13 protein-coding genes are annotated in these 17,288 nt (G+C 65.0%); 7 read left to right on the plus strand and 6 right to left on the minus strand.

Translation table 11 applies throughout. From position 1 onward, the window contains the following. Window positions 1-36: 36 nt before the first annotated feature. Entirely contained in the window at window positions 37-1,530 is a 1,494-nt protein-coding gene (locus KO538_RS17550) for a leucyl aminopeptidase (protein ID WP_072454512.1), read from the plus strand. A gap of 93 nt (window positions 1,531-1,623) precedes the next feature. Here the strand turns inward: KO538_RS17550 and KO538_RS17555 are convergent, their stop codons facing one another. Genes KO538_RS17555 through KO538_RS17570 form a run of 4 tightly spaced genes read right to left on the minus strand, consistent with a single transcriptional unit; the run spans window position 1,624 to window position 3,237 of the window. Continuing rightward, on the minus strand, window positions 1,624-2,145 hold the full coding sequence (locus KO538_RS17555) for a hypothetical protein (RefSeq protein ID WP_219329150.1): 522 nt from the start codon (window positions 2,143-2,145) through the stop codon (window positions 1,624-1,626). Between the two features lie 17 nt (window positions 2,146-2,162). Further along, on the minus strand, window positions 2,163-2,633 hold the full coding sequence (locus KO538_RS17560; protein ID WP_034751542.1) for a CreA family protein: 471 nt from the start codon (window positions 2,631-2,633) through the stop codon (window positions 2,163-2,165). Between the two features lie 33 nt (window positions 2,634-2,666). Further along, window positions 2,667-2,855 carry a DUF1653 domain-containing protein gene (locus KO538_RS17565; protein WP_034751545.1) on the minus strand — a complete coding sequence of 63 codons (189 nt, stop codon included), beginning with the start codon at window positions 2,853-2,855 and terminating at the stop codon, window positions 2,667-2,669. Between the two features lie 10 nt (window positions 2,856-2,865). Further along, window positions 2,866-3,237, minus strand: a complete 372-nt coding sequence (locus KO538_RS17570) for a hypothetical protein (RefSeq protein ID WP_034751548.1) — start codon at window positions 3,235-3,237, stop codon at window positions 2,866-2,868. A gap of 569 nt (window positions 3,238-3,806) precedes the next feature. Between KO538_RS17570 and xth the strand changes: the two genes are divergently transcribed. Beyond that, entirely contained in the window at window positions 3,807-4,571 is a 765-nt protein-coding gene (gene xth / locus KO538_RS17575; protein ID WP_219329151.1) for an exodeoxyribonuclease III, read from the plus strand. A gap of 81 nt (window positions 4,572-4,652) precedes the next feature. Here the strand turns inward: xth and KO538_RS17580 are convergent, their stop codons facing one another. Further along, window positions 4,653-8,312, minus strand: coding sequence for a bifunctional diguanylate cyclase/phosphodiesterase (locus tag KO538_RS17580; RefSeq protein WP_219329152.1), 3,660 nt, complete (start codon window positions 8,310-8,312; stop codon window positions 4,653-4,655). 211 nt (window positions 8,313-8,523) lie between these two features. Here KO538_RS17580 and prpR point away from each other — a divergent pair, with 211 nt between their 5' ends. The 5 genes from prpR (at window position 8,524) to KO538_RS17605 (ending at window position 13,850) form a co-directional block, all read left to right on the plus strand. Next, window positions 8,524-10,146 (plus strand): propionate catabolism operon regulatory protein PrpR, encoded by a 1,623-nt coding sequence (gene prpR, locus KO538_RS17585; protein WP_219329153.1) that lies wholly within the window; start codon window positions 8,524-8,526, stop codon window positions 10,144-10,146. Window positions 10,147-10,170: 24 nt separating this feature from the next. After that, window positions 10,171-11,109 (plus strand): phytanoyl-CoA dioxygenase family protein, encoded by a 939-nt coding sequence (locus KO538_RS17590; protein WP_219329154.1) that lies wholly within the window; start codon window positions 10,171-10,173, stop codon window positions 11,107-11,109. A 90-nt stretch (window positions 11,110-11,199) separates the two neighbouring features. Beyond that, window positions 11,200-12,072: an alpha/beta fold hydrolase gene (locus KO538_RS17595; protein ID WP_219329155.1), complete on the plus strand. Its 873-nt coding sequence runs from the start codon at window positions 11,200-11,202 to the stop codon at window positions 12,070-12,072. Between the two features lie 3 nt (window positions 12,073-12,075). Further along, window positions 12,076-13,134 (plus strand): sensor histidine kinase, encoded by a 1,059-nt coding sequence (locus KO538_RS17600; protein WP_374106860.1) that lies wholly within the window; start codon window positions 12,076-12,078, stop codon window positions 13,132-13,134. Beyond that, complete coding sequence (locus KO538_RS17605) at window positions 13,131-13,850, plus strand: LytTR family DNA-binding domain-containing protein (protein ID WP_219329156.1); 720 nt, start codon at window positions 13,131-13,133, stop codon at window positions 13,848-13,850. Before KO538_RS17600 ends, KO538_RS17605 begins: the two co-directional genes overlap by 4 nt. A 5-nt stretch (window positions 13,851-13,855) precedes the next feature. Here the strand turns inward: KO538_RS17605 and KO538_RS17610 are convergent, their stop codons facing one another. Beyond that, window positions 13,856-17,266, minus strand: coding sequence for a S41 family peptidase (locus tag KO538_RS17610; protein WP_257620431.1), 3,411 nt, complete (start codon window positions 17,264-17,266; stop codon window positions 13,856-13,858). Window positions 17,267-17,288: the final 22 nt, after the last annotated feature.

Genomic DNA, 17,288 nt, shown 5'->3' on the forward strand with positions numbered 1-17,288 from the left:
GTAACACGTTACTAGTAAATGAAAACGGAGAACCAAATGGACTTTAGCATAAAAGCATTCGATACCAAGAGCACCCTCGGCACGGCCAAAAGCGGATGCATCGCGGTTGCGGTATTCGAAAACAAAAAACTGTCGCCAGCGGCAAAATCGCTGGACAGCAAGGGTGCGATTTCGGCTGCGCTGAAGTCCGGCGACATCAGCGGCAAGCCTGGCAGCACCTTGCTGCTGCGCGCAGTCGATGGCGTCGCCGCCGAACGTGTTCTGCTGGTAGGCATGGGCAGCGATGATACTGTCAGCGAAAAAAGCTTCACAACCGGCGTACAAGCCGCACTGAAGGCCTTCGGCTCGCTGGGCGCTGCGGACGCCATTATCGCATTACCGCTGGCTGAAGTGAAAGAGCGCGACGTAAATTGGGCAATCCGTTGCGTGGTGCAAGCCGCCCACGACAGCGAATACCGCTGCGACTCGCAAAAAAGCAAAAAAGATCCGGCGCCAGCAGGAGTGCGCAAGATCGTCCTGGCCGCTCCCGCAACGGCAGCGACGCGCGGCGCGCTGGCGCAAGCCATCGCCATCGCCAACGGTTCCGACCTGACGCGCAACTTGGGCGACCTGCCGGCGAACATCGCCAACCCGACCTACCTGGCCAACACGGCCAAGCAGCTGGCCAAGGATTACAAGTTCGAAGTCGAAGTGCTGGACCGCAAACAGCTCGAAGCGCTGAAGATGGGCAGCTTCCTGTCCGTCACCAACGGCAGCGAGCAGCCGCCGAAATTCATCGTCCTGAAGCATATGGGCGGCAAGGCCAAGGATGCGCCAGTGGTCCTCGTCGGCAAGGGCATCACCTTCGACACGGGCGGCATTTCGATCAAGGCCGGTCCTGGCATGGATGAAATGAAGTACGACATGTGCGGCGCCGCTTCGGTGCTGGGCACCTTCCGCGCCATCGGCGAAATGAACCTGAAGCTGAACGTCATCGGCGTCATCGCCGCGTGCGAAAACATGCCGTCGGGCCGCGCCACCAAGCCAGGCGACATCGTCACCTCCATGAACGGCCTGACCATCGAAGTGCTGAACACGGATGCCGAAGGCCGTCTGGTGCTGTGCGACGCGCTGACCTACGCCGAACGCTTCAAGCCGGCAGCCGTCGTCGATATCGCCACCCTGACGGGCGCTTGCGTCGTGGCCCTGGGCCACCACAACAGCGGCCTGTTTACGCGCAGCGATGCGGCGCATGACCAGCTGGCCAATGAATTGCTGGCAGCGGGCAAGCAGTCGAGCGACACGGCATGGCGCATGCCGATCGAAGAGGCGTACAACGAGCAGCTGAAGTCGAACTTCGCCGACCTGGCCAACATCGGCACGCCAGGCGGCGGTTCGGTGACGGCAGCGGCCTTCCTGGAAAACTTCACCAAGAAGTACACCTGGGCGCATCTGGACATCGCCGGCACGGCATGGAAATCGGGCGGCGCAAAAGGCGCGACCGGCCGTCCAGTTCCACTCTTGACGACGTTCCTGATCAACCGGGTCTAAGTTGACGCCTTGCCGGCAGCGCCCTGCGCTACCGGCGTCGCGAAGCAGCCGCCATGGTCACTGACCCTGGCGGCTTTTTTTCGTGTGTATGAATCAGTAGACGACGGGATTGGGCAACGGCGATGGCGCCACCTTGGGCTGCACCACCGTTTCCGGCACGGCGGGCGCCGGCGGTTTCACGGCAACGGGCGGAGGCGGCGGCGCCAGGCGCGCGGGGTCTTGCATGACGATGGTCAGAATAGATGGGTAGTCGAAGCCGGCGCCCGTGTTACGGTCGACGAAATAGCCGACGCCCAGGGTCAGGATGACATTGCCCCAGACGCTGCCATTGAGCTTGGGATCGATATGGTCATCCGTCGCGATGGCGGGAGAGCCATGCTTGCGGCAATCGACCTTCAACGGTTCCTGGCTCTTGCGGATGGTGATGCGTCCGGGCGTGGTGACGAACCACTTGCCCACGTCGTTGCTGAGGATGCAGCCGGCGCCCGTCAGCTCGCGGTTGTCCTGGATGGTTTGCACCAGCACCATCTGCTCGGTGTTGCCCGTCAACGTGGCGCAGCCGCCCAGGCCAAACAGCAGCAGCGTCCTGGCGGCAAGGGCTGCAGACGATGGCATGCGCATGGGTAGCTCGCTTAACGGACGGGAATCGGCTGGTCGCCGGGCACGGCGACGGCGGTGACGCTGTTCTTCGGACTGCCCTCGATCAGGCGGTCGGAATACACGAGGTAGACGAGCGCATTGCGCTTGCTGTCGACCATGCGCACGACGCGCACGTGCTTGAAGAAGATCGAGGCACGCTCGGTAAACACTTCTTCCTGGCGCGGCAGCTTGCCCTTGAATTGCAGCGGCCCCACCTGGCGGCAAGCCACGGACGCATCGGCCTTGTCTTCGGCCAGGCCGACGGCACCCTTCAGCCCCCCGGTCTTGGCGCGCGACAGATAGCAGCTGACGCCGGCAACGCGCGGATCGTCATACGCTTCGACGACGATCTTGTGGTCAGGGCCGATCAGCTTGAACACCGTGTCGACCGAACCGATGGTTTCGGCATGTGCCGCGGCGCAGGCAAAGCCCAGCACCAAAGCGGCAGGCAGCAATTTACGCATGAAGAAAATCCCGGGCACGCACGCGGGCGGCCATCAGTTGATGGGAGCGAAACGCTGAACCATGACGCCTTCGACTTCGATCAGTTGAAAGAACACGTCTTTCGGCCGAGTCCAGATGGAACCATCCTCGGCGCGATAGACGATCATCGGCGTCAGATCCGCTTCCAGCGTGGCTTCGCACACCAGTTCGTAAATGCCGCCCTTGTAGTGCCGATAACGCATCGCCGTCCCCTCAAGCCGTTGAATCTTCGCTCTTGTCGTCGGCCAGCGCCTTCTGCTTCTGCTTCAGGCCCTGGATCACTTTCAGTATGCCTTCCATGCCGGCCGCGCCATCGGCGCCGCTGAAGGCGTCGAGCACCTCATTGAGCACCTTGTTGCGCACGGTCGCTTCATCGGAAGACATTTCCAGCGCGCGCTGGGCTTTCGCCGCCTTTTCGGCCGCGCTCACGCGCGGCTTGGCAGCCGTCTTGCCATGCGTCAGAGCTGCCTGCCAGATAACCCAGCGGCGCTGGGTCTCGAAAATCAGGTACTCATCCGGTTTGTCTTCTCTTCGCCGCACAATGTGGCCGTCACGCTGCGCCCACGCTTCAAATGCAGTTCGCATTTTCTTCCTTTGCAAATGCTACGCGCAAGTCTCACTATTAAAACTGCAACATTTCAAAATAGTACCATCTATTGATGTCGCAAAACAGTCTCATAGATACAGTACTGCAATTTATATAACAAGTCTGGCGGCGCCAGGGATGGAATTGACACTCCGTCCCCGGCACAGTGGTCATGTAATCGGAATAGCAATTACAACTAATTACAACTGCTTCCTGTTCGGTTCTTAACTGGGCTGTAACAAAGCCGTATGACACAGTTGTTACATTGTGCCATTTTAGTAGTTTTTATTGCGTTTTAGCGAGAAACTTTACACCTTTGTCGCGCTAAACAGCGAGACGCAGCCTGCCACGCCAGCCACTTATGCCAAATCAAACATAGGGGTTGATCAATGATACACAAAAACATAATATTCATGCGCCACGATTGGTTAAATACAAATACTTTTGTAGCAGCGCTTTTTTCCTGCCAGTAAATAAAGCTTATGCCCGGCAAGCGGGCCGGACGCCATCTGCACGCATGCGGTAAGATTCGCGCCTATCGCCACCTATTCAAGCAAGGATTTTTCCCATGAAACTCGCCACCTGGAACGTCAACTCGCTCAAAGTGCGCCTGCCGCAAGTGCTGCAATGGCTGACCGACAACCCGGTCGACATACTGTGCTTGCAAGAAACCAAGCTCACGGATGACAAGTTCCCCGTCGCCGAAATCGAAGCGGCCGGCTACCAGGTGGTCTTCAGCGGCCAGAAAACCTACAACGGCGTGGCCATCCTGTCGAAGCTGCCAATCACCGACGTGGTCAAGAACAATCCCCGCTATGAAGATGCGCAGCAGCGCATCCTGGCAGCCACCATCGGTGGCGTGCGCGTCGTTTGCGCCTACGTGCCGAACGGCCAGAGCGTCGATTCGGACAAATACGAATACAAGCTGGGCTGGCTGTCCGCCCTGCACGACTGGCTGGCCGAAGAAGCGCTGCAGCACCCGCAGCTGGCCGTCGTCGGCGACTACAATATCGCGCCAGATGACCGCGACGTGCACGACCCCGTCGCCTGGGCCGGCCAGGTACTGGTCTCGGACAAGGAACGCGCCGCCCTGCAGCGCCTGTTCGACATCGGCCTGACGGACGCCTTCCGCCTGTTCGAGCAGGTGGAAAAATCATTCAGCTGGTGGGATTACCGCCAGCTGGGCTTCCGCCTGAACAAGGGCCTGCGCATCGACCACATCCTGCTTTCGCCCGCCCTGGCCGGCCGCTGCAAGGCTTGCGTGATCGACCGCGTGCCCCGCAAGTGGGAACAGCCGTCCGACCATGCGCCAGTCGTTGCCACTATCGACTGACCGATACGGGCATCATCGACAGGGGACCACTTGCAACTGGCAACAGCCGTCCGATCATGCACCCGTCATCGCGACGATCGACTAAGCAGGCAAGCGTTCCAGCAGCGATTGCGCATTCGCAGCTGGAATCGGCGCGGAAAACAGATAGCCCTGCGCATAGCGGCAGCCGTTCGCCTGCAGCAGCGCGAACTGTTCTTCCGTTTCCACGCCTTCGGCCACGGCCGACAATTGCAGGCTGTCGGCCAGCGCGATGATGGCCGCCACGATGGCGCGGTCTTCCGCGCTGTGCTCGAGGTCCTTGATGAAGGCGCGGTCGATCTTGACCTTCTTCACGGGGAAGCGCTTCAGGTAAGCGAGGCTGGAATAACCTGTGCCGAAATCGTCGATCGACAGGCGCAGGCCCATGCCATTGATCTGCCGCAAAATCTCCAGCGTATGCTCGCCGTGCTGCATCAGCGCCGTCTCGGTGATCTCGAATTCCAGCAGCGACGGATCGATGCCCGTTTCCCGCACCACGGCGCCAATCGCCGCCACCAGGCCCTTGTGCATGAACTGGCGCGGCGACAGATTCACCGCCAGCGGCACGGGCTGCAAGCCCTGGCGCTGCCAGGCCATGCTTTGCTCGCAGGCCTGGCGCATCACCCACTCGCCCACCGGCACGATCAAGCCGTTTTCCTCCATGATGGGAATGAAGCGGTCGGGCAGCACCAGGCCGTGGCCGGGACGGCGCCAGCGCAGCAGCACTTCCATCCCGTGCAGGCGGCGCGTGGCGATATCGATGACGGGCTGATAAACCAGCTCGAACTGCTGCAGCGCCAGCGCCGTGCGCAAGCTGCTTTCCAGATCAAAATGCAGGGCCGCCGCCTGGTTCATCGTCTGCGTGAAGAACTGGTAGTTGTTGCGGCCATTGCCCTTGGCGTGGTACATGGCCGCATCGGCATGGCGCATCAGGGCGTCGACGTCGCCGCCATCGTCCGGATACACGCAGATGCCGATCGATGGCGTCACGTGCAATACATGGCCGTCGAGCGGAAAGGCGGGCGTGAGCGCCTCGATGATTTTCTCGGCCACGCGCGCCGCTTCGTCGCCACCGCGGATACCCGGCACCAGCACGACGAATTCATCGCCGCCCAGGCGCGCCACCGTGTCGCTGGCGCGCACGGCGCCGCACAGCCGGGCGGCCACTTCCTTGAGCAGCAAATCGCCCGTCATGTGGCCGAGCGAATCGTTGATCGTCTTGAAGCGGTCGAGGTCGATGAACATCACGGCCAGCTTGCGCCCCGAGCGCTGCGAGGCCAGCATGGCCCGTTCCAGCCGGTCCGACAGCAGCGCGCGGTTCGGCAAGCCCGTCAGGTTGTCGTGGTAAGCCATGTGGTGCACGCGCGCCTCGGCCTGGCGCCGCTCGGCGATCTCGCCCTGCAGCAGCAAGTTGGCGCCGGCCAGTTCGGCCGTGCGTTCCTGCACGCGCAATTCCAGTTCGTCGCGCGCGCGGCGCACCGCCTCGGCCGCCTCGCGGCGCGCCGTCACGTCGTCGACCAGCCACACGGAACGGCCATGCGCATGCGCCAGGTCGAACGGCCGGCCGGACAGGCGCGCCCAGAAGCGGCTGCCATCCTTGCGCACCAGCTGGTATTCCGACATGTGTACCCTGCCCGCCTCGAAATCGCGCGCCGTCTCGCCGCGCGCCACCTTCCACGCGGCCACGTCCGGATACAAGGCCCGCACCGACAGGCCGTTGATCTCGCCAGGCCCATAGCCGAACAGCTCTTCCATCTTGCTGTTGGCGCGCAAATTGTAGCCGCCCTCTATCACCGAGATGCCCAGCACGGCGCTGTCGAGGATGGCCTGGTTTTCCAGCAGCGCGTTGCGCAGGGATTCTTCGGCGCGCTTGGCTTCCGTGCGGTCCTCGATGATCCAGATGGTGCCGGCGGCCGGGTCGTCCGGGTTGACGACATAGGCGATCAGCTGCGCCCACAGCGTGCTGCCGTCGCGGCGCATCATCTCCACTTCCGTCTGGAACGGCTTGCCGACGGACAGGAAGGGAAACGCGGCCGCGCCCAGCAAATCGTAGGACTGCTGCGACACGTACAGCGCGCGCCCGGGCAGGCCCAGCGCCTCGTCGCCGCTGTAGCCGAACATCGCGGCAAAGCCCAGGTTGTAGCGCGTGATCTGGCGGTTCTTCGTGTACAGGATGCTGACCGAGGCATTCGTCATGATGGCCGCCACTTCCATCTGCGCCTGGCGGCTGGCCGTGATGTCTTCGAGGATCCAGATGGCGCCCTGCTCGCTGTGCGTCTGATCGACGGCCTTGGCGCGGATGCGGCACCAGAACAGGCTGCCGTCGCGGCGGCGGAACAGCGATTCGTCCTGCTCGTAAGGCAAGCCCTGTCCCAGCAGCGGAGTGGCTTGCACGCCGAATGCCTCGTAGGCGGCGGGCGAGGGAAACAGCTCGGCGGCGGGCAGGCCGATCATCTCGTCCTGCGTGTAGCCGAACATTTCGGCGAAGCGGGGATTGCAGCGCAGGATCAGGCGCGAACGCGAAAACAGGATGCCGACGGAGGCATTGTCGAGGATGGCCTGCTGCTCGAGCATCAGCTGGCGCGTCGCCTCCTCGGCCGCCTTCTGCGCGCTGCGGTCGTCGAACAGCCAGATCGTGTCGCGCAGCGCGCGGTCGGACTGGTTTTCCGGATTCAGCACATAGCCGTAGGCCAGCGCCCAAAAGGTCGAACCGTCGCGGCGGCGCATTTCCATCTCGCCCTGGAACGGCAGGCCGCGCCGCAGCAAGGGAGCGGCCTGCCGCACGACGCTCTCGTACGCCGCGCGCGACGGATACAGGTCGGCGACGGCCAGGCCTACGCCGCTGTCGCCATCGAAGCCGAAGCATTCGGCGAAGCGCCGGTTGTAGCGCAGCACGCCCTTGTCGCGCTGGAAGCCGATGGCCAGCGGCGCGTTGTCCATCACGGCCTGCATTTCCAGCATGGCGCGGCGCAACTGGTCCTCATCGCGCCGGTGGTCGCTGATATCTTCGATGATCCAGACCGTGCCGTCATGCGTATTGAGGGGATCGACGGCGCGCCCGTGCAAACGGCTCCAGAACAAGCTGCCGTCCTGGCGCCGCAATTCCAGCTCCGTGCGGTATGGCTTGCCCTTCGAGAGCAGCGGCGCCGCTTCCAGTCCCAGGGCGCGGCAATGCTCGGCGGAGCGGTACAGCACCGCGCCCGGCATGCCCGTCAGCTGGTGGCGCGCATAGCCGAGCATCTCGGCGGCGCGGATATTGCACTCCTCGATGAAGCCGCCCTTGGAAAAGATGATGCCGACGGCCGCGCTTTCCAGGATGGCCTGCTGCTCGAGCATGGACTTGCGCAAGGCTTGCTGGTCGCGCTGCTGCACGCGGATGTCGGCAAACACGAGGGTCGCGCCCGGCAAGCCGTCGTCCACCAGCAGCGGCCTCGACCAGACCTGCACGGCGATGGCGCCAGATACCCCTTGCAGACTGCTGTCCCACTGCCGCTCGCGCCCGGCCGCACCGAGCGCGCCGCGCAGCATGCTCGTGCTCGACGCGCGGTAGGCGTCCGTAAAACAGTCGGCCAGCAGCCGGCCCGCTATATCCGTGCCCAGCAAGGATTGCAACGCGCCATTCGCCGCCACCACCATGCCGCAGGCATCGCAGGCGCAGGCCGGCAAGGCGATCAACTGCAAGGCATCGGCGATGAAATCGGGACTGGTCGGTACGCGGTTCATGGACACCATGTGACGGTTAAGGACAAGATAAACATGTGCCTGGGCAAATACTCCTCCAAGCATCATGGTGCTGTCAGATCATAAACCAGTTTCCCGGGGTTTTTTCATATTCCTCATTGGCAATATCTGAAACGCCACAGACCACTTGCAACACGTTCGTTGCAACCCCGTTGCATGGCAAGAAAATGAAACAAATCGTTTAGAATAAAGTATGCGCCGCCCTCCCCAACCTCCGCTTGACCACCGCGACAAACCCGTCATCTGGACCGTCTCCGTCTCGCGGCTGTTCGACCTGTTCCGCGACATCACGCTCGAGTACGATGACCTGGCGACGATCGAACCGATCAACCTGGGCTTCGACGACGCCGTGCGCCATATCCGCGAACGCATGGCCACGGAGCGCTGCGACGCCGTCATCGCCGCCGGCTCGAACGGCGCCTACCTGAAAGGCCGGCTGTCGGTACCCGTCATCATCGCCAAGGCCAGCGGCTACGACGTGATGCAGGCGCTGGCGCGCGCGCGGCGCATCTCGCCGCACATCGGCGTCGTCACCTACCAGGACCCGATGCCGGAACTGGCCGAATTCGCCGCCACCTTCGGCTTCCAGATCGCGCAGCGCACCTACGCCACCGAGGAAGACGCGCGCGCGCAGATCAATGAACTGAAGGCGGCCGGCGTGAAAGCCGTCGTCGGCGCGGGCCTCGTCACCGACCTGGCCGAAGAGGCCGGGCTGGCCGCCGTCTTCGTGTATTCGGCCACGGCCATCCGGCGCGCCTTCGACGATGCGCTGGAGCTGGCGCGCCTGACGCAGATCGAATCGACGCGGGGCCGCCGCGCGGTGGTGGCCGACACCCTGCGCGCACGGCACGGCCTGCACGATCTGCGCGGCGAATCGGAAGCGATGGAAGCGCTGCGCCAGTCGGTGGTGCTGTATGCGCGCTCGCCGGCGACGGTGCTGATCCAGGGCGAGACGGGCAGCGGCAAGGAACTGGTGGCTCAGGCCATTCACCGCGAAAGTCCGCGCAGCCTGGGCGCGAACCGGCCCTTCATCGCCATCAATTGCGGCGCCATCGCCGAGTCCCTGCTCGAGTCGGAGCTGTTCGGCCACGAGGACGGGGCCTTCACGGGCGCGCGCCGTGGCGGCCATGCGGGCCTGTTCGAAGCGGCCAACCACGGCACCCTGTTCCTCGACGAAATCGGCGAAATGCCGCTGGCCCTGCAAACGCGCCTGCTGCGCGTGCTGGAAGAGCGCGAAGTGGTACGCGTGGGCGGCACGCGGCCCATCGCCATCAATGTGCGCATCATCAGCGCCACACACTGCGACCTGGAGCAGCGCATCCGCGAAGGACGCTTCCGCGCCGACCTGTTCTACCGCCTGGCCGTGCTGCGCCTGCATTTGCCCGCCTTGCGCGAACGCGCCAGCGATATTCCCGGCCTGGCCGAATGGTCGCTGAAAAATGCGCTGGCCGCGCTGGGCGCGCGTCCGCACCCCAACCTGCACGCGGAAATCCAGGCTTGCGCGCCGCTGCTGCGCCGCTACGGCTGGCCCGGCAACGTGCGCGAACTGCGCAACCTGGCCGAGCGCCTGGCCCTGTTCCTGGCCGCCGAACCGCTGCAGGCGCTGACGCCCGCCTTCGTGCTGGGCGTGGCGCCGGAACTGGCCAACGCTGCCGGCACGCCGGCGCTGCCGCCGCAGCCTGCCGCCACCGCACCGCGCCTGGAAGTCGAAAGCGCCAGCGCCGTGCTGGCGCGCTTCGGCGGGCGCCGCGACGCCACCGCCCACTACCTCGGCATCAGCCGCACCACGCTGTGGCGCCGCCTGCGCGCCGGCTGATTTTTCAACCATTCCCTACTCACCATGGACGACTGGCCCCACTTGCACGAGTTATGGCAACGCTGCACGGGACATGGTGGCGCGAGCGGCAACCAGGGGCTGGCGCGCGACCACCGCGACATCAAGGCGCTGTACGCGCGCGGCATTTCGATGGAAGACGCCATGCAGTTCCTGTTGCAGCAACGCCCTACCATGGAAGCCTTTCAGGCGTGGCTGGCTGGTCGCACGCGCGTGCGTCCTGCGCACGCCGCCAGCCCTCACCAGGACGTGCTGTCCGCCGCCGAGCTGCGCCATTTCGAGGAGCACGGCTATCTCGTGCTGCGCGGCGCCGTGCCGCGCGCGCAGTGCGCAGCTGCCCGGGCGGCCATCTGGGAATACCTGGTCGCCAGCCCCGATGATCCGGCATCGTGGTACCAGCCGCACCCGGGCAAGCGGGGCCTGATGCTGCAGTTTTCCGACCATCGGGCCCTCGAGGAAAACCGCCACAGCACGCACATCCGCCACGCCTGCCAGCAGCTATATGACACCAGCGCCGGTACCAGCACCGGCATCTACGCCAGCATCGACAAGGTCAGTTTCAATCCGCCGGAAACGCCGCAGCACCGTTTCCTGGGCAGCGCCCTGCACTGGGACGTCAGCCTACAACAGCCGGTACCCTTCAAGCTGCAAGGCATGCTGTACCTGAGCGACTGTCCCGCGCAGCATGGCGCCTTTCACTGCGTGCCCGGCTTCCAGCACCACATGGCCGACTGGCTGCGGCAAGTGCCGCCGGGCCGCCAGCCGCGCGAATGGGCCGTCGACAACTTGCGGCCCGTGCCCGTCGACGGCATGGCCGGCGATTTCATCATCTGGCACCAGGCCCTGCCCCATTGCGCCACGCCCAACCGCGGCCCGGCGCCGCGCATGGTGCAATACCTGACCTACCTCCCCGACCATTGCCAGGACCAGGATGTGTGGATATGAACCACTCATCCCGCCCTGCCGCCGCTCATCCCGCGGCGCTGGCGGCCGCACGCCGGCGCCGCTAGCATGGTCGTCAAGGAGGAGTACCCAATGAAACGAACACTGCACACTTGTATCCTGCTCGCCAGCGTGCTGCTGGCGGGGGCCGGCCAGGCCGCCGCGCCCACAGCCTTCACGGCCGAGGTCACGGGCCAGGGCCGCCCGCTGATCCTGATTCCCGGCCTGGCGTCATCGGGCGAAGTCTGGCAAGGCACGGTGGCCCGCCTGTGCGGTCCGCAAGCCAAGCGCCAATGCCATGTACTGACCCTGGCCGGCTTTGCCGGCGTGGCGCCCATCGAAGGCGACCTGCTGGCGCAGGCGGAACACCAGCTGGCCGACTACATCGTGGCGAAAAAACTGGGCCAGCCGGCCATCATCGGGCATAGCCTGGGCGGCTTCCTGGCCCTGAAAATGGCCATCGACCATCCGGCGCAAACGGGCAAGCTGGTGATCGTCGACTCGCTGCCGGCGCTGGGCGCGACGCAGCTGCCCTCCATCACGCCGCCGCAGCTGCAAGCCATGGCGACGCAGATGCAATCGGCCATGCGCGCGCAGGATGGCGCCACCTACGCCGCCAGCCAGCGCCGCGCCGTGACCAGCATGGCCAGCGCGCCGGCCGACGTGGAGCGCATCATCGGCTGGGGCCAGCGCTCGGACCGCGAGACGGTGATCAAGGCCATGGGCACCCTGATGGCCAGCGACCTGCGCCAGGACGTGGCGAAAATAAAATCGCCGACCCTGGTGCTGGGCACCTGGATCGCCTACAAGGACTACGCGCCGCGCGCCGCCATCGAAGCGACCTTCCAGCGGCAGTATGCACAACTGCCCGGCGTGCAGATCGCGCTGGCCGACACGGCGCGCCACTTCATCATGTACGACCAGCCGGACTGGATGGTTGCGCGCATCGAACAGTTCCTGGACTAGGCGGTGAACGCACCCTTGCACCGGCCGCCGCTGCTGGCCAGGATCAACTGGTACTGGACCTTCCAGCTGGCCGGCTGGGGTGCGCTCGCCCTGTTCAACAGCGTGTATGGCGGCGCCTCGCAGCTGCGTATCGTCGTGACGATTGCCTGCTGGGGTTCGCTGGGCGGGCTGCTGCTGTCGCACCTGTGGCATGGCGTCCTGCTCCGGCGCGGCTGGGTGGCGAGCGGCATGCGCTGGACACGCGTGCTGCCATCATTATTGCTGTTGGCCGCCATCCAGACGGCCAGCGTGACGGCCGCCTTCCACGTCATGTATCCGCCCGATGTCCTGCGCGGCCTGGCCTGGCTGCCCGGTGCGCTGCTGTTCTGGTTCGGGGTATTTTTGACCTGGACGGTGTTTTACTTTACCGCGCTGTCGCTGCGGCGCGCCGCCCACCTGGAAGCGGAAACCCTGCGCCTGCAGCTGCATGGGCGGGAAGCGGAACTGCGCGCCCTTCAGGCGCAAGTCAATCCGCATTTCTTCTTCAACAGCCTCAATAGCGTGCGCGCGCTGATCTTCGAAGACCGCGACGCGGCCGCGCACATGATCGACCAGCTGGCGGGCCTGATGCGCCACGCGCTGCAGTCGGGCCAGCACGCCACCGTGCCGCTGGCGGCCGAACTGGACGCCGTGCGCGCTTACCTGGCCATCGAGCAGATACGCTTCGAGGAACGCCTGCGCGTCAGCTTCGCGATCGAGATCAGCGCGCCCACTCTGGAACATGTGCGCGTGCCGCCCATGGCCGTTCAAACGCTGGTGGAAAACGCCGTCAAATATGGCGTCGAAGCGAGCGCCGATGGCGGCGACATCCGCATTGCCGCGCAGCGCAGCGCTGGCACGGGTACGTTGCAGATCGAGGTGGCCAACACGGGCCAACTGCGCGGCGCGTCCGGCTCCACCGGCATCGGCTTGCGCAATGCGCGCCAGCGCTTGCAGCTGGCCTGCGGCGAGCGCGCCAGCCTGGCCTTGCGCCAAGAGGCGGGCTGGATCTACGCCACCATCGACCTGCCGGAGCCGCCATGAATGGAGCGCCGCTCAAGGTCATGCTGGTCGATGACGAGCGCCTGGCGCGCGCCGAGCTGCGCCGGCTGCTGGCGCCGCATGTGCAGCACGGCGCCGTGGAGATCGTCGGCGAGGCGGCCAGCGCGGCCGATGCCGTCGCGCAGATCGGCAAGCTGCGCCCCGACCTGCTGCTGCTCGACGTGCAGATGCCGGGCGGCTCCGGTTTCGACCTGCTGGCCGCGCTCGATGAGGCGCCCGACGTCATCTTTTGCACGGCCTTCGACCAGTACGCGCTGCAGGCGTTCGAGGTGAGCGCCCTCGACTACCTGCAAAAACCCGTGCAGGCGGCGCGCCTGGCCACGGCGCTGGCGCGCGCCGGCGCGCGGGTGCAAGCCGTGCCGCCGCCTGCGCCGCGCAAGGTATTCATCAAGGATGGGGAACGCTGCTGGTTCGTCGCGTTTGGCGATATCCGCCTGCTGGAATCGGAAGGCAACTACACGCGCGTGCATTTCGGCGCGCAGCGGCCGCTGATGCTGCGCACCCTGAACCAGCTGGAAGAAAAGCTCGATCCCGCCCTGTTCCTGCGCGCCAACCGGCGCCAGATCGTCAACCTGGCGCAGGTGGCGCAGCTGGCGCCGAACGCCGCCGATGGCCTAGCCCTGCACCTGCTGGACGGCAGCGTGGTCGAGGTGTCGCGCCGCCGCGCGCAGCAGTTCAAGGCCGCCTGCGGCCTGTAGCGGGACTACCTGAGCGCGGGGATCGGCTGCGCCTGGAAAGCGGGGCGCGGCTGCTCCTTGAGCTTTTTCGCCAGCATGTCGAGCGCCACTTCCAGCTGGCGGTCGGCGCCATTGAAGGTGGCATGCGGCGGGTTTTCCACCTCCACGTCCGGCACCACGCCCACGCCTTCGATCAGCCACTGGCCGTCGATGCCGAACTGGCCGTTTTCCGCCACACGCGCCATGCCATTGTCGGCCAGGCGCGTATTGTCGCTGAGCCAGACGCCGGCGCCGGCCGTGCGCTTGCCCACCAGCGGCGCCAGTTTCAATGCCTTGATGCCGGCGGCGAAAGTCTCGCCATCGGAATACGTGAGTTCATCGACCAGCACCACCAAATGGCCGCGGAAGGTGTTCTGCATGTTCGACGACGGCTGCACACCCGGCGGCGCCCAGTAGGCCCAGGCCTTGCGCAGCAGTTTTTCGATGATCCAGCTGTCGATATTGCCGCCGTTATTGCGCCGCACGTCGATGATCAAGCCTTCGCGGTTGATATTCGCGTAAAAATCGCGCGCGAACGAAGCGATGTCATTGGCGCCCATGGCGCGCAGGTGCAGGTAGCCGATGCGCCCCTGCGAGGCGGCCGCCACCTGCTCGGCGCGGCTCAATTCCCAGTCGCCATAGCGCAGCGCCGTCTGTTTCGCCATGTTGACGGGCGTGACGATGACGGCGCGCGGCGCGCCCTTGCTCCGTTTGACTTGCAGCAGCACCTGCTTGTCGGCCTGGTTCAACAGTAAATCGCTGATGTCGCGCGCGGCCAGCACGTCCTTGCCGTTGACGGCCGTGATCACGTCGCCCGCCTTCACGTCCACGTCGGGGCGCGACAGCGGTGCGCGCGCCGACGGCAATTCCGCTTCGCTGCGGTAGACATGCTCGACCCGGTAGCCCTCGCTGGTGCGCGCCAGCACGGCGCCCAGGCCCGCCGGCGTGCCTTCCTGCTCCGTGCGGCGCAATTCGCCGGGACGGATCTGCGAATGCAGGGCGCCCACTTCGGCCACCATCATGCCCAGCACGTCATTGAGTTCGGCGCGGTCCGTGACCCGCTCGACCAGCGGCGCATATTTGTCGCGCGCCGCCTTCCAGTTCACGCCCCGCATCTTCGCGTCGTACAGGAAGTCGCGGTGCAGGCGCCAGGCATCGTTGAACATCTGCTTCCATTCCAGGCGCGGATTCGACACAAACGTCCAGTCGTCGACCTTGACCTTGGCTTTCGACAGGTCGGCCGGCAGCTTGGCGCCCGCCTCGATCACCAGCATCTCGCCCGGGCCGGTGGCTGCCGCCGTCCTGTAGTACAAATGCTTTTTATCTTGCGCCAGGTCGAATTCGCGCACATTGGCCACAAGCAGTTCCGGCTTGGAGCCGGTATTGCCAATCGCTAAGGTCTTCAGGCTGGACTTGTTCTCGCCGCTGTCGCGCTCGAGGAAATACAGGCGCTTGTCGTCGGCGGCCAGCGCGCTGTAGTTGCCCGCCGCCAGCGGCACTTCATACAAACGCTCGGCCAGGCCCTGGCTGACGATGGCCGGCAAGGCGGCCGGCGCTTTCTTCACGGCCGACTTGCCGCCGGCCTTTTCCAATGCCTTTTCCGCCGCCTGTTCGGCCGCCTTTTCATCGTCCGTCTCGGCCGGCTTGACGCCAGGACGGCTCAGCTCATCGTCGGGCTGGAACGGGAAACGGTTGCCCGGCTGCAGCGCCAGCGCATACACGCCGACGCGCTTGTCGAACACGGGACCCATGTTGCGGTCGCCCCATGGCGAGCCGTTGGCCAGCTGGAAATTGCGCGCCGACAGGAAGTACAACCACTTGCCGTCGGGCGAAAACACGGGCGAACCGGACGTGTAGCGGTCGCTGGTGACGAACTGCAGCTGTTTCGATGCGAGGTTATACAGGCCGATCTGCTCGCGCTGCTCGTTGCTGGCCACGCGCACGATGGCCAGGTTGCGGCTGTCGGGCGACCATTGCACTTCGTCATGCTTGTCCACGCCCGCCTTGCCCGCATCGTCGATCAGCTGATTGCCCCTGGTCGTTAGGTCCAGCAGCCAGAAACGGCCCTTCTTGTCCGTGTGGGCCAGCCAGCGCCCGTCCGGCGACGGGTACAGTTTCCAGCGGTGGTTATCGCCCTGCGTCGTCAGCTGCTCGCCCTTGCCCGAGCCATCGGCGGCGTATTTCCAGATTTCATTCTCTCCGCTCGTGTCGACGATGGCGAACACGGATTTTTCGTCGCTGGAAAAGACGGCGTCGCGCGCCCTTGCCCCGTCGGGAATGGCGATGTCGACACGGCGCAGGCTGCCCGTGCCGGCGATGCTGACCTTGCCGCGCGCCGTCAGGATGATGCGCTCATCCTTGCCCGAGAGCTGCACATTGGAGAGGGTGTCGAGCGGCGAACGGATCTGGCGCGCGCGCTGCTGGTCGAAGTCGGACACGAGGCTGATCGGCAATGGCGGCGAGTCCGTCCCTGCCGCCAGGTCCAGCACGTGCAAATCAGCGCCCAATTGATACACGATCTTGCCATCGCCCAGCTGGGCATTGCGCACATCCCACTGCGTATGGGCCGTCAAGGCGCGGCGGTCGGCCCCGTCGGGCAGCATGCTCCACAGATTGTCGCTGCCGCCCTCGTCGCTGATGTAATAGACGCGGCCCTGCCACCACATGGGGCGCTTGTTGTTGCCAGCCGACACGGCAGGCTGCGTATGCATGCGCACGGCCTCGCCCTTGCCATCGAGCTCATAGCGCCACAGCGTGGCATGCGCGCCGCCCCGGTAGTTGCGCACGTTGTCGTTGGTCATGGCCAGGCCGAAGCGCGTGAAGAACAGCGTCTTGCCAGAGTCGTCGAGCACGGCGTCGTTGGCGTCGGCCACGGGAAATACGCGCCGCGTCTGTTTCACGGGATCGATGGCGGCGACGATGCGGCGCGAAGCGGGACCATCCGTATTTTGCGTGCTGACCAGCACCTCGCCCTGCGCCGTCCAGCCCAGCACCAGCACGCCGCCATTGTCATACGAAATGCGGCGCGGCAAGCCGCCTGCCAACGGCATCACATACGCTTCCTGCGCCCCTTCATAGGCGGCGGAAAACGCCAGCCACTGGCCGTCGCGCGAAATCGCCGCGTTCGTTTCATAGCCGGGATGCGTGGTCAGGCGCTGCGCCGCGCCACCGCGCAGATTGCTTTTCCACAAATCGCCTTCGGCCGTGAAGACGACGGTGTCGCCGCGCACGGCGGGAAAACGGAAATAGCTGGCAGCAGGAGCGGCGGCAGCCGCGTCAGCCAGCAGGCCGGCGGACAACAGGAGCAAGGCAAGATTGCGGGAAATTTTCATGTGGGCATCCAGATAGCGGTCAGGCGGCACGGACATCATGTCGATACCGGACAGCAATTCTGGCATAACTACGACCAAAGAAAACCTT

It is taken from the genome of Janthinobacterium sp. NKUCC08_JDC (assembly GCF_019345575.1).
GTDB lineage: Bacteria > Pseudomonadota > Gammaproteobacteria > Burkholderiales > Burkholderiaceae_D > Janthinobacterium > Janthinobacterium aestuarii.